General features: G+C 68.1%; 9 protein-coding genes. 5 read left to right on the top strand and 4 right to left on the bottom strand.

Annotated elements, in window-relative coordinates; translation table 11 throughout:
• Positions 1 to 162: 162 nt before the first annotated feature.
• The 4 genes from CVV76_RS09625 to CVV76_RS09615 form a co-directional block, all read right to left on the bottom strand.
• Positions 163 to 1,866, bottom strand: a complete 1,704-nt coding sequence (locus CVV76_RS09625; RefSeq protein ID WP_102224472.1) for an ABC transporter ATP-binding protein — start codon at positions 1,864 to 1,866, stop codon at positions 163 to 165.
• Positions 1,867 to 1,887: 21 nt separating this feature from the next.
• Positions 1,888 to 4,086 carry a TonB-dependent siderophore receptor gene (locus CVV76_RS09620; protein ID WP_158243126.1) on the bottom strand — a complete coding sequence of 733 codons (2,199 nt, stop codon included), beginning with the start codon at positions 4,084 to 4,086 and terminating at the stop codon, positions 1,888 to 1,890.
• A 1-nt stretch (position 4,087) separates the two neighbouring features.
• The gene (locus CVV76_RS24955; protein WP_158243125.1) at positions 4,088 to 4,615 is read right to left on the bottom strand and encodes a hypothetical protein; all 528 of its coding nucleotides are present in this window, start codon (positions 4,613 to 4,615) and stop codon (positions 4,088 to 4,090) included.
• Between the two features lie 374 nt (positions 4,616 to 4,989).
• The gene (locus CVV76_RS09615; RefSeq protein ID WP_102224427.1) at positions 4,990 to 7,623 is read right to left on the bottom strand and encodes a PAS domain S-box protein; all 2,634 of its coding nucleotides are present in this window, start codon (positions 7,621 to 7,623) and stop codon (positions 4,990 to 4,992) included.
• Positions 7,624 to 7,981: 358 nt separating this feature from the next.
• Here CVV76_RS09615 and CVV76_RS09610 point away from each other — a divergent pair, with 358 nt between their 5' ends.
• The 5 genes from CVV76_RS09610 (at position 7,982) to CVV76_RS09590 (ending at position 13,059) form a co-directional block, all read left to right on the top strand.
• Positions 7,982 to 9,028, top strand: coding sequence for a methyltransferase (locus CVV76_RS09610; RefSeq protein WP_233192791.1), 1,047 nt, complete (start codon positions 7,982 to 7,984; stop codon positions 9,026 to 9,028).
• Between the two features lie 11 nt (positions 9,029 to 9,039).
• Positions 9,040 to 9,492: a thioesterase family protein gene (locus CVV76_RS09605; protein ID WP_102224426.1), complete on the top strand. Its 453-nt coding sequence runs from the start codon at positions 9,040 to 9,042 to the stop codon at positions 9,490 to 9,492.
• Between the two features lie 502 nt (positions 9,493 to 9,994).
• Entirely contained in the window at positions 9,995 to 11,434 is a 1,440-nt protein-coding gene (locus CVV76_RS09600) for an aminotransferase (RefSeq protein ID WP_102224425.1), read from the top strand.
• 97 nt (positions 11,435 to 11,531) lie between these two features.
• Positions 11,532 to 11,804, top strand: coding sequence for a hypothetical protein (locus CVV76_RS09595; RefSeq protein WP_102224424.1), 273 nt, complete (start codon positions 11,532 to 11,534; stop codon positions 11,802 to 11,804).
• Entirely contained in the window at positions 11,797 to 13,059 is a 1,263-nt protein-coding gene (locus tag CVV76_RS09590; protein WP_102224423.1) for a diaminopimelate decarboxylase, read from the top strand. The genes CVV76_RS09595 and CVV76_RS09590 overlap by 8 nt, the downstream gene beginning before the upstream one ends.
• Positions 13,060 to 13,133: the final 74 nt, after the last annotated feature.

The raw sequence follows: 13,133 nt of genomic DNA, 5'->3' as shown, positions 1-13,133 counted from the left end.
AGGATTCTTCAAGGATATTGCGATGTTCCAACGTGAGCGGCGCCCGGTGCACCGGCGGCCGGGCAAGGGCAAGGATAAGCGCAAGGCGCCCTCGCCCCTTGCACCGGGGAATCTTCCCACCTGACGCTCCCACCCCGCAGGACGGGGAGCGCGCGCGGTGTGTCAGGCGGCGTGCAGGGCGGCATAAGCGCCGCCGCGGGCCAGCAGGTCGTCATGACGGCCGCTTTCGACCACCCTGCCCTCCTGCATCACCACGATTCGGTCGGCATTGCGGATCGTCGCCAGCCGGTGCGCGATGACCAGCGTGGTGCGCCCTTCCGAAAGCCGCTCCAGCGCCGACTGGATCTCGCGCTCGGTCGCGCTGTCGAGGGCCGAGGTCGCTTCGTCGAGGATCAGCACCGGCGGATTGCGCAGGAAGGCCCGCGCGATCGCCACCCGCTGGCGCTGGCCGCCCGAAAGCGTCACCCCGCGTTCGCCGACGATGGTATCCAGCCCCTCGGGCAGGCGCGCGATCAGGCTGCCCAGCTGGGCATGGTCCGCCGCCTCGCGGATCTCGGTCTCGGTCGCGTCGAGGCGGCCATAGGCGATGTTCTCGCGCAGCGTGCCCCCGAACAGGAACACGTCCTGCGCGACGATGCCGATCTGCCGGCGCAGGCTTTCCAGCGTCACCTCGCGCAGGTCGCGCCCGTCGAGGGTAATGCGCCCCTCCGAGGGTTCGTAGAACCGCGGCAGCAGCGACAGAAGCGAGGTCTTCCCCGCCCCCGACGGGCCGACGAAGGCCACCGTCTCGCCCGGGTGGATGGTCAGGTCGATGCCGTGCAGCACCCCCGGCCCCTCGTCATAGCCGAACGTGACCCCCTCGAAGCGCACCTCGCCCGCGAAGGGCGGCGCGGGCACCGCGCCGGGGGCGTCGGCGATATCGGGACGGACCGCCAGAAGCTCCTGGAAGCGGCGAAAGCCGGCCATGCCCTTTGGATAGGTCTCGATCACCGCGGCAATCTTTTCCAGCGGGCGGAAGAAGACGCCGGCCAGCAGCAGAAAGCCCACGAAGGCCCCGGCCGACAGCTGCCCCGCGATGACATAGCCCGCGCCCGCCACCATGATCAGCACCTGCACGCCGCGCATGCCGATGTAGTTCAGCGCCTGGCTCGCGGCCATGATGCGGTAGGCGTCCAGCTTGGTGCGCCGGTACATGGCGTTGTCGCGGGCGAAACGGTCGCGCTCGTGGTCCTCGTTGGCGAAGGCCTGGACCACGCGGATGCCGCCCACGTTCTCCTCCAGCCGCACGTTGAAATCGGCGACACGCGCGTAAATGGACCGCCACGTCGCCGCCATCCGCCCGCCGAACACCGACACGATCGCCACCGCCATCGGCACGATGATTGCGGTCATCAGCGCCAGCGGCGGGTGCAGCCAGAACATCAGCACGAACGCGCCGGCGAACGTCATCACCGCGATGAATAGGTCTTCCGGCCCGTGGTGCGCCAGCTCACCGATCTCTTCGAGGTCATGAGTGACGCGGGAGACCATGTGCCCGGTGCGCTGGCGGTCGAAATAGCTCCACGACAGCTTCTGCACGTGGTCGAAGGCCTGGCGGCGCATCTCGGTCTCGATGTTGATGCCCAGCATGTGGCCCCAGTAGGTCACGATCGCCAGAAGCCCCGCGTTCAGCAGGTACAGAAGCCCCAGCCCCGCAGCCGCCAGCACCGTCACCCCCCATTCGCCGCGCGGCAGCAGCACGTCGATGAAGCCGCGCACCGCCACGGGAAAGGCAAGCTCAAGCAGGCCGAACGCGACGGCACAGGAGAAATCCAGCCAGAACAGCCTCTTCCATGAGGCATAATAGGCCAGGAAACGTCGAAGCAGGGGCATTCGGGAAATCCGGAATCAGAAGGTCTTGGTAATCGAGAGGCTCGCGTTGCGGCGCTCTCCATAATAGCACCAGTAGGCGGTCTGGCACGAGGCCACGTAGGTCTTGTCGGTCACGTTGCGGATCGCGAGGTTCGCGCTCCAGCCGTCGCCGAAGGCGTGGCTGACGCCGATGTCGTAGACCGCGCGCGGCGGCACCCGCAGGGTATCCGCGTTGTCGGCCCAGCTGCCGCCCGTCCAGCGCACGCCGCCCGAGAAGGTCCAGTCCGGCAGGGCGCCCGGTGTCCAGTCCAGCTTCAGCGCAGCCATCTCCTCGGGCATGGAATAGGGCGTCTTGCCGATGAGCGTGGGGTCGATGTCGTCCTGCACCTCGATGTTCATCTTGGTCAGCGCCAGCGTCATCTTCAGCCCCTCGGCGATCCGGCCCTGCGCCTCGATCTCGGCCCCGCGAGAGCGGACCTCGCCGATCTGGCTGTAGACATAGCCGCCGGTGCCGCTATCATAGGCCGATTGCGAGACCCCCTTGCGCCGGATGTCGAACACCGCCGCGGTCAGCAGGAAGTCGCGGTTCGGCGCCCATTTCACCCCGGCCTCGACCTGCCGCCCCGTCTCGGGCGAGGTTTTCGCGCCGTTGGAATCGTTGACGATCTGCGGGTTGAAGCAGGACGAGGCCGAGACATAGGGCGTCCAGCCGCCGGGCAGGTTGCGCGCAAGGCCCAGGCGGTACGAGGCCTTGGTGTCGGTGCGCGTACTCCCCGCCGCACCGGTCGCGGCATTCGTGCCCGCCTCGGTCCGGATCCAGTCGTAGCGCGCGTTCAGCGTGGCAATCCAGCCCGCGCCCCAGCGAATCTGGTCCTGCGCGTAGACCCCCAGCTGGTTCTGCGTCAGCGGCTGGTCGATATAGGGCACCGCGGCGGGCTGGGCGGCGCCGTATTGCGGGTCGACGACCGTCAGCGCGGTGCCGGTCGCACTCGCCTGGACCTGGTCGAGGCGGAAGTACTTGTAGGCCGCGCCGAAGGTCAGGCTGTGCTCGGCACCGGCCCATTGCACGGTCCGCGTCGCGTGCAGGTCGTCGGCGAATTCGGTGGTCTTGCTATGCTGGTCGAACACCAGCCGCGACAGCGTTCCGGCGGCATCGGTCGGGGTCAGCGCATATCCCGCGTAGCCGTAGGCATAGACCGAATCCTCGCTGACGTCGGACCGGGCCAGCCGCGCCTTGTTCTCGACCTGCCAGGCACCGATCTGCTGTTTCCAGCCGAAGCGCAGCATAAGCTGGTTGCGGCTGTAGCTGTCGTGCCCCGGCTCACCGGTGTTGAAATCGCGCGGGATGGATCCGAAGTCCGTCGCCGCGACCGTGCCGTAATAGGGCAGCCACGCGCTGCCCGCGTGGCTTTCGTCCACCCGGGTGTAATCTATGCCGAAGCTCAGCTCCGCCCCGCTGTCGAGCCGCTTGCGCAGGCTGCCCGAAAGCACGCCGTGAAAGCCCGCATCGAACATGCCGTGGCCGTCGACCCGCTCGGACTTGGCGATCAGGCGGTAATCGGTGGTGTCGTCAAGGTGGCCGGTCTTGTCCAGTGTGGCCCAGACCCGCCCTTCGCTGTCGAGCCCGAAGGTCGCCGATCCCCGGTCGCTCCCGTCAGGGGCCTTGGTCACGTAGTTCACGATGCCGCCCGGGTTCGCGCCCCCGTACAGCACCGAAGCCGCGCCCTTGAGCACCTCGATCCGCTCGACCAGCACCGGGTCGATGTAGAAGCCCCCGAAGGCGTAGGAATAATTCGGCAGGCCGTCCTGGAAGCTGCCCGTCGCCGTGGCCTGGAACCCGCGCACGAAGATCCAGTTGGTATCGCTGTCGTAGCCGTAGGGCTGGCCGACCACCCCCGCGACATAGCCCAGCGCCCCGTCAAGCTTGTCGGCATTGCTGGCCTTGAGCGTGGCATCGGAAACGACGCTCACCGATTGCGGGATCTCGGTCACCGGCATCGGGTTGGCAGAGCCGGTCGCGGTGACCGGGTCGGCGCTGGTGACCGGGCCCGTGCCGTCGCCCGCGCCCTTGACGGTGATCGGCGCCAGCGCGGTCGTGCCGGTGTCGGCGTCCGTGGTCTTGGCGGCGGTCTCGGCGGTTTGGGCAAGGCCGGCGACAGGCACGCCGAGCGCAAGGCAGGTCAGCGCCGTGCGGCCCAGAAGCCGGGCGCGGCGGGAGAGGAAGGGAAGGAACATGTCAACTCCGGAAAAGGAACGTCTGCGGCGCGGCGGTCTCGGCCTCCGGCGCCGTCTCGGTCGCCACAGCCGCGACGCGTTGCAGCGCGACCAGCAGGGGCGCGCAGGGATTGGCCTCGCACAGCAGCATCGCCGCGCCCGCCATCTCGGCCTCACGCCCGTGGAGCGCATGGCCGAGACACTGGAGCAGCAGCTCTTCGTGCGGTGTCGGGCTCCGGCCGCAATGGGCGCAGTCGGGATTGGCGTAGAGATAGGGAGAGCGCCGCGCCCGGCGCATCGCGTCGAGGCAGCGGGCCAGTTCGGCGAAAACGCGTGCACCCCGGGCCGGCCCCCAGGCAGCCTCGGCCAGCGCGAGGCCGCGCATCCAGCCGTCGCGCGCCGGGCAATCGTAGCTTTGCAGCATGAGACGCACGATATCGAGCATGACCATCCGCGCCTGCGCGGGCGGCGGCCCCATGTGGGCGGGAGGCGTCGCCTCGGGCGTGTCGGAAGAGCGCGCAGCGTGGAAGAATCGGGACATCGGCGACATGGATCGGCTTCCTTCGCGAGGGGAGAGGACAAAGGGAGAGCCGGGCAATCGGGCTGGGCTTTGCATTTCCTGACTTAATCAGTCGGATATGTCAACAGGCCCCGCAAGGTGCTCTCGCGCCCGCCATTTCCCGGGCACGGCTTGCTCAGGGTCGCGCCGTCTTGCCATGCGCGGGGCACGGCGCCGTCGCGCCAGGACCGGCCTCCCGCTCCGCCGGGATGCGCGTTATCCGCGCCAGGCGGGAAGACTGCGCGTCACCGCCTGTCGGCCCGGATGGAGAACAGGCACAAGCGCGCCGCCGGGGCGACGCGCCAACCTGGCGTTCGGGGATAGGCCCCGCCCCGCTGCATGCCGTTGCAGCGGGGGGAGAGGGGTCAGTCGCCGACCAGCGCCTGCACGATCGCGTCGAGGCCGATCCGGCTCTTGACCAGGTTGCGCACGACGCGCGGATCGGCGGGGATCTCGCGGGCGCTCATGCCGAAGACCGGCGCATGCGGCTGCAGATCGCTGACGATGTCGAGCAGCCGGCGCGTCTTGCCGTTTACCCCCTCCCAATCGGCGACGATCAGGTCGAAGCGGGTGCGATGCAGATCCGCAACCGCCTCGGCCATGGTCGCCACATGGCGCACCTCGGCCCGGCCCTCGAAGGCGGACCGGAAGATCTCGGCGAAATCGCGGTCGTGCTCGAGGTGCAGGATCACCGGCAACAGGCCCGGCCTGCCGATGCGCGGCAGGGCCGGCGCCGAGGCCTGCGCGGGGGCTGCCTGGGGAAAGGTCACCCAGAACTCGCAGCCGCCACCGGGGCGGTTGTGATAGCCGATCTCGCCATCCATGCGCTCGACGATCTGGCGGGTGATGTTCAGCCCCAGACCGGTGCCGCCCTTCTTGCGGGTGGCCGAGTTGTCCGCCTGGCTGAAGGGGGTGAAGATCTGTTCGCCGAATTCCTCGGGGATGCCCGGCCCGCTGTCGATCACCCGCAGCCAGACCTTGCCGTTCTTCGCCTCGCTTTCCACCCGCACCACGCTGCCGGGGGGTGAGAACTTGGCGGCGTTCGACATCAGGTTCGACATCACCTGCTGGAACCGGTCGACATCGACACGCACCCAGGCCGCGGTGACCGGCGGGGTGAGTTCGAAATGCACGCCGTGTTCCTGGCCATATGCCTGGTTGATCGCCGCCGCCTGCTCCAGCAGGTCGGCCAGCGGCACGTCGGTCGCGCTGAAGCGCGCCTGCCCGGACGAGATCTTTTCCATGTCGAGGATGTCGTTGACCAGCTTGGTCAGCTGGTCGCAGTTCTTCAGCGCGATCGACAGCAGGCGCTCCGCCCGCTGGTCGAGCTTGTCGGACATCATGCCCAGGGCCAGCGACAGCCCGCCCTTGATCGAGGTCAGCGGTGTGCGCAGCTCATGGCTGACGGTGGCGACGAAGTTCGACTTCATCTGCTCGACCTGTCGCCGCTCGGTGATGTCCTGAACCTGGACGATGAATTCCACCGCCTCGCTGCGCGACGAGCTCTGCTGCGAGATATGCAGGAGCGCCCAGGCCTCGGTCCCGTTCCTGCGGATCATCCGCCGCTCGAGCTGCAGCACCCTCAGCTCACCCGAGCGCATCCGCGCACGGTCTTCATCCGAGATGACCCTGCGGTTCGGCGGGATCAGCTCGGCCAGCCGCATCTCCAGCAGATCCTCGGCGACATAGCCGGTGAATTGGCACAAGGCGTCATTGACGTGCAGCAGGTGGCAATCCTCGTCCATCAGCGCCATGCCCACCGGGGCATGGTCGATGGTGGCGCGAAACAGCGCCTCAGTCGCCTCGAGCGCGTCCTGGGTCGAGCGCAGCTCGATCAGCTCCTGGTCCGACAAAGCGGCGAGCGCGCGCTTGCGGTCGGTGATGTCGGTGGCGAACTTGACCACCTTGAACGGCTTGCCGGTGGAATCGAGGATCGGGTTGTAGCTGGCCTGTATCCAGACGTCGCGCCCGCCCTTGCCGATCCGGCGGTATTCGGCCGCCTGGAACCGCCCTTCCGCCAGCTTGCGCCAGAACTCGGCATAGGCGGCGCTCCCCGCCTCCCCCGGCGGGACGAACATGCGGTGATGCTGGCCCTGAATCTCGCCAAGCTCATAGCCGAAGGCCGCGAGAAAGTTCTCGTTGGCGGTCAGCACGGTGCCGTCCAGCGCGAACTCGATCACCGCCTGCGCCTTGGACAATGCGCTGAGCTGGCCATTGTGATCGACCGCGCGCAGCTTGGCCTCGGTCACATCGCTGGCGTACTTGATGATCTTCACGGGGCGACCCGCCTCGTCCAGCACGGGGCTGTAGCTGGCCTGGAACCAGACGTCGCGGCGGTTCTTGCCGAAGCGATGGAATTCGCCGGTCTCGGAGCGTCCTTCGCGCAGGCGCTCCCAGAAGCGGGCGTAGAAGTCGCTCCCGGCCTCGCCGGGCTTGAGGAAGATGCTGTGATGTTCGCCGATGATTTCCTTCCGGGTGTAGCCGGTCGCGCGCAGGAAGTTCTCGTTGGCGTCGCGGATCGTGCCGTCGAGGTCGAACTCGACGATGGCGTGGGATTCCGAGATCGCCGCGATCTGGCCGGCCTGGTCGGCGGCGGCGATGCGCTGCGCGGTGATGTCGAAGGCGAACTTGGCGATCCGCGCCGGGCGGCCGTCGGGACCGGGAAGCGGGATGTAGCTCGCCTCGAGCCAGACCGGGCGGCCGTCCTTGCCGCGGCGCAGGAAGGTGCCGCGCTGAGGCCGCCCCTCGGACAGCGCCTTCCAGAACGCGCGGTAATCTTCGGAGCGGGCGTGTTCCTCGGAGACGAAAAGCCGGTGGTGACGTCCGCGGATCTCGTCGATCTTGTAGCCGGTGGAGCGCAGGAAGTTGCTGTTGGCGTCGCGGATCGTTCCGTCCACTTCGAACCAGATCACGGCCTGCGCAGTGTCGATCGCCGCCATAAGCAGCCCAAGATCGACCGAAGCGTCATCGCCCGGACCGCTCACCTGTTGAATGTACATACGTTACTGGACCCTACTGCCTGCCCGCGGCACCAACGCGCCGCAGGAATGTTTCCTGCCAGGGTCGAGTTTGAGGAGGACCCAGGAATGATTGCAGGATTCCCGGGAACAATGGGGAAAATGCGGTCCATTTGGGGCAAAATTGGACAAGCCGCGACAAGGCCCGCCGAAAACTCCTGCAATCACGCAACCTTGGGACGACACCGACGTCCCCGCGAACCGGTCGCCACCGGCGCGGGATCCGCCTCGCCCACTGGAATTGAGGTCCGGACGGCCACGTCGTCGCCCCCTCCGGTTGCACCGGGGTCTCAGGCCTGTATGCTTCCGGCCGACCCGAAATAATCTGAGAGGTACACGCATGCTGGCCCGCAAGATGGCGCCGAGCCGGGAAGAACCGATCGAAACCGCAGAGGACCTGTCGTCGATCGCCTTCAGCTTCATGGCCTCCAAGGCGCTTTTCGCGGGGCTGCATATCGACCTTTTCACCGCGCTTGCGGATGGGCCCAGAACGACCGCGGCGCTGGCCGAGGCGACGGGGATCCCGCTCAACCGCATCGTCATGCTGACCACCGCGCTGGCCAGCATCGGGCTGCTGACCCTCGCCGACGACGGCCGGGTCGAGAATTCGCCGGCCGCGCAGACCTTCCTCTCGCGCCAGTCGAAATACGATTTCGGCGATTACCTGCGCTACCAGATCGACCAGCAGATGTACCCGTTCCTGCTGCAGCTCAACGCGGTAATGAAGGGTGACCTTTCGGACGATGCGATCGCTTCGTACAAGCACTGGATGGCGGACGAGGAACAGGCCTCGGTCTATTCCGAAAGCCAGCACGCCGGATCGCTCGGCCCTGGCCGCTCGCTGGCCCGCAAGGTCGACCTCAGCCAGGCGAAAAGCCTGCTGGACGTGGGTGGCGGCACCGGGGCGATGACGATCAGCCTGTGCCGCGAATATCCCGATCTGCATGCCACGATCATCGACTTCCCGAACGTGGCCGAGATCGGCTGGCGCTTCGTCTCCGAGGCGGGGCTGGTCGACCGGGTGCGCTACATTCCGGGGAACGCGGTGGCGGTCGCGTGGCCCGGCAACCAGGACGCGATCCTGATGTCCTACCTGATGAGCGGCGTGCCCGGCGACGATGTCGAGGGGCTGATGCGCAAGGCCTTCGAGGCGCTGGCCCCGGGCGGCAAGCTGATGGTGCACGACTTCATGGTCGAGGAAGACCGCCGCGGCCCTGCGCTGGCCGCGCTCTGGCAACTCCAGCACATGGCATTCACCCCCGACGCGCGCTCGCTCTCCGTCGGCTGGCTGAGCGCGAAGGGCCGAGAGATCGGGTTCGAGGCGTCCGGCGCCGACAACCTGATCCCCGCCATGACCAAGCTGGTGGTCTTCACGAAACCGGGCTGAGGGGCGCGCGCATGACGATCCTGCATCTGCACGAGGAACCGCTGCAAGATAGCTGGCTTGACGCCTACGGCCACCTGAACGAGGCCTATTACCTTGTCCCGTTCAGCAACGCGACCTGGAAGCTGCAGGATCATTTCGGCATCGGCCCGGCCTATTTCGACGCCACCGGCCTCGCGCTCTACACGCTCGAGACGCACCTGCGCTACACCGGCGAGGTGCGCGCGCCGGCGGTTTTGAAGGTCGAAACGATGGTGCTGGGCGTCGATGCGAAACGCCTGCACATCGCCCATGTGATGCACGCGGGCGATGGCGAAAGCGCCACCTTCGAATGCATGCTGCTGCACTATGACACCCGCGCGGGGCGCGCCGCACCGTTCGACGACACCACCGCCGAAAAGCTGGCCCGCGCCGTCCATGCCCCGGCACCGGACTGGGCCGGACGCGCCGTGCGGCGGCTGGGGTGAAAGGGTTGGGGTGACGCGGCTGGGGTGAAGGGGCCGGAGCAACGCGCGCGGACTGCCCTGGCGGCCCCACGGCCCCGCGCCATGCTGACGCCCGATATTGTGGCTCCAGCCGCCCTACGGTTTCAACCGGTCACTTTTTCAGGCCAAGTGCCGGTTCCTTCGGCATCGGGACGGACTTCCCGGCCCAAACCCGTGTCAAGACCGTTATTCCCGGCCACAGGGGTTTAACAGAAGCTTTTCCCGGGTCACACTGCACAGACGGGCGCCACCGCGACACTCCGGCGCTCCGTCACTGACACCCCATCAATGCGCACATGCGCGCGGGGGTTCCGTCAGGGCCGGTCGCCCATCCCGGGCGACAAGCGCATTCCGGGTTCGCGGCCCGACGATCAGGCGCTGTTCCGGCCATTCTCCAGCCTGGCCCCACCGGGGCCGAACGCAGGCTCTGACAGACTGCCGCGCGGGTGCTGACCCGCGCGAAACCGAAAGGGCACGTCACGCGATGGACACACTTGCCGATTCCCACGCCGATACCGGCACCGCCGACGGCACCCACCCCGGCAAGGGGCACAACGCCCCCACCCTGACCGAGGCCGACGCCCGCCATGTCCTGCACGCCTGGGCCGACCTCAGCACGCTGGGCGAAGAGGGCGCGCTGGTGGTGAACGAGGCCAAGGGCGTGCGGGTGCGCGACCGCGAGGGCAAGAGCTATCTCGACGCGATCGGCGGCATGTGGTGCATGACCGTGGGCTACGGCAATGAGGAACTGGCCGAGGCGATCGGTAACCAGGCCCGCAAGATGGCCTATTACACCCCGTTCGGAGACGTCACGAGCGCGCCGGCCGCACGGCTGTCGCAGAAGCTGGCGGAACTGGCGCCGGGCGACCTGAACCGGGTGCATTTCACCACCGGCGGCTCGACCGCCGTGGAATCCGCCGTGCGGATCGCGCATTACCACTTCTCGGCCCAGGGCCAGCCGGAAAAGCGCCACGTGCTCTCGCGCGTCAATGCCTACCATGGCGGCACCTACCTGGCGCAGTCGCTGTCGGGCAAGGCGGCGGACCGGACGCATTTCCACTATGAAAGCGATTTCGTCCATCACCTTTCCAGCCCCGGCCACGACCCCGACCGCAGCAGCCTGAGCGCGCGGGAAAGGCTGGCCGAGCTGACCGCCGAGATGGAGGCGAAGATCGCCGAGCTCGGCCCCGAAAACATCGCCTGCTTCATCGCCGAGCCGATCCTGGCCTCGGGCGGCGTGCTGACCCCGCCGGAGGGCTACCAGAAGGCGACGTGGGAGATCTGCCGCAAGCACGGCATCCTCTACATCTCGGACGAGGTGGTGACGGGCTTCGGCCGGCTGGGGCACTTCTTCGCCTCCGAGGCGCGGTTCGGCATCCAGCCCGACATGATCGTCACCGCGAAGGGGATCACCTCGGGGTACCAGCCACTGGGCGCGGTGATCATCTCGGACCGGATCATGGAGGCGATGTCGCAGGCCGCGCCCGAGGACAAGCCCGTCTTCTCCAACGGCTTCACCTATTCCGGCCATCCGGTGGCCTGTGCCGCGGCGCTCAAGAACATCGAGATCATGGAACGCGAGGGGATCTGCGCCCATGTGCGCGAGATCGGCCCCTATTTCAACGAGCGGCTGCGCGCCCTGCGCGACCTGCCGATCGTCTACACGGTGCGGGGCGATCACCTGATGGCCTGCGTCGAATGCTGGACCGGCGAGGCGCCGGGCCCCAACGCCGCCAACATGGCGCTGGCCGCCCGCGTCGACGCCTATTGCCAGGAGGCGGGCCTTCTGGTGCGCCCCTACGAGAACCTCGCCATCCTCTCGCCGCCGCTGGTCGTCACCCGCGCCGACGTCGACGAGATCATCGATATCCTTTCCGACGCGCTGATCCGCGCCGGTGAGGATCTGAAGGCCGGGCGTCTCTGACGGCGCCCCCTCCTCGGCCCTCGCGGGCCTCCTCGGCGGTCAGGGCCGCCCCCCTCATAGGCCAGACCCGAAGGCCAGACCTAAGGAAGGACAGGACATGAGCCAACCCACCCATTTCATCGATTGCCGCGGGCTTTCCGCACCGCTGACCGTGCTGCGCATCAAGCAGGCCGTGATCGGCCGTTCGGATTGCGGGCTGCCGCTTGACGTGCTGGTGGACGAAACCTGCTGCGATTGCGATCGTGTCGCCGCCTCGCTGACCGGAGAAGCCACCGACCTGCGGCTGATCCACTCGGCCGCGCCCGCCGGGGCCGCCGCCGCCATCGCCGGGACCGCGACGACCACAGGGGCCACGCCGCATCATGTCTGAGGCCAGTGCCACGACGACCGCGCCCGCCGGGACCCGCCCCCGGGACCCGGCGGCGCACGACACCCCCTGGTGGCAGCGCGACGACCTGACCTATCGCGAGGGACGGCTGCACCTGGGCACCGCGGATCTGGACGCGCTGGCGCGCAAGGTTGAAACCCCCGCCTACGTGCTGCGCGCCCCGCGCGTGGTCGACAACCTGACCCGGCTGGGCCGCGCGCTGGACGGCACCGGGCTGGGATACCGGATCTACTACGCGATCAAGGCCAACCGTACCCCGCAACTGCTGTCGCACCTGGCGGCGCAAGGCATGTGCGGCGCCGACATCTGTTCCCCGAACGAGCTGATGCACACGCTGGCCTCGGGCTTCCGCGAGGAGGATATCTCCTTCACCGCGGGGTCGCTCTCGCCTGCCGACATGGCCGTGCTCGCGCGCTTCGACGGGATCAACATCAACCTCGATTCCCTTACCGCGCTGCGCCGGATCGGCGAGCTGTGCCCGGGGCGCGAGGTGGGCATCCGGATCAACCCCGACGTCGGCATCGGCTATACCGGCAACGACCTGCTGCAATACAGCGGGGAGGAGGCCACCAAGTTCGGCATCTACCTCGACCGCCTGCCCGAGGCGATCGAGATCGCCCGGACGGCGGGGCTGAAGATAACCCGGATCCACTTCCACGCGGGGTCGGGCTATCTCGACCGCGAGTTGATCCAGTTCGCCCGGGTGCTGGAGGCAAGTCTTGCCTTCGTCGACCAGCTGCCGGACCTGACCGAGGTGAACATCGGCGGCGGCCTCGGCCTGCCGCACAAGGCTGACGACAAGCCGCTCGACCTTGACCGCTGGGCCAGCGCGGTCGCCGCGGCCTATGGCGGGCGCGGCCTCTCCGTCGCGGTCGAGCCGGGGGATTTCCTGGTCAAGGATGCGGGCGTCCTGCTGACCCGCGTGACCTATTCCGAGCGCCGCAAGGACGTGGAGTTCCTCGGGCTGGACGCGGGCTTCAACCTGGCGATGGAGCCCGCCTTCTACGGCCTGCCCTGCGAACCCGTCGCCGCCGTGCCGCGCCCCGGGGCGCCCCGGAGCTACACCGTGGCCGGCAACGTCAACGAGGCGCTGGACAAGTGGGCCGAGGATCACGCGATGCCGCCGCCCGAGGAAGGCGACGTGATCGCACTGATCAACGCGGGCGGCTACGCCGCCTCGATGCGGTCCGATCATTGCATGCGGGGGGATGTGCGCGAGGTGCTGCTTCTCGACTGAGCGGTGCCACCGCCGTTCCCCTGCCGTTCGACCGTGCAGATGCACCTGCCCCGGGCGCGCGTTCCCCGCGCCCG

The sequence above is a fragment of the Acidimangrovimonas sediminis genome (assembly GCF_002871005.1).
In the GTDB taxonomy this organism is placed as follows: Bacteria; Pseudomonadota; Alphaproteobacteria; order Rhodobacterales; family Rhodobacteraceae; genus Acidimangrovimonas; species Acidimangrovimonas sediminis.
Note: the sequence above shows the minus strand (reverse complement) of the source record. Positions and strands in the feature narration are given on the sequence as shown.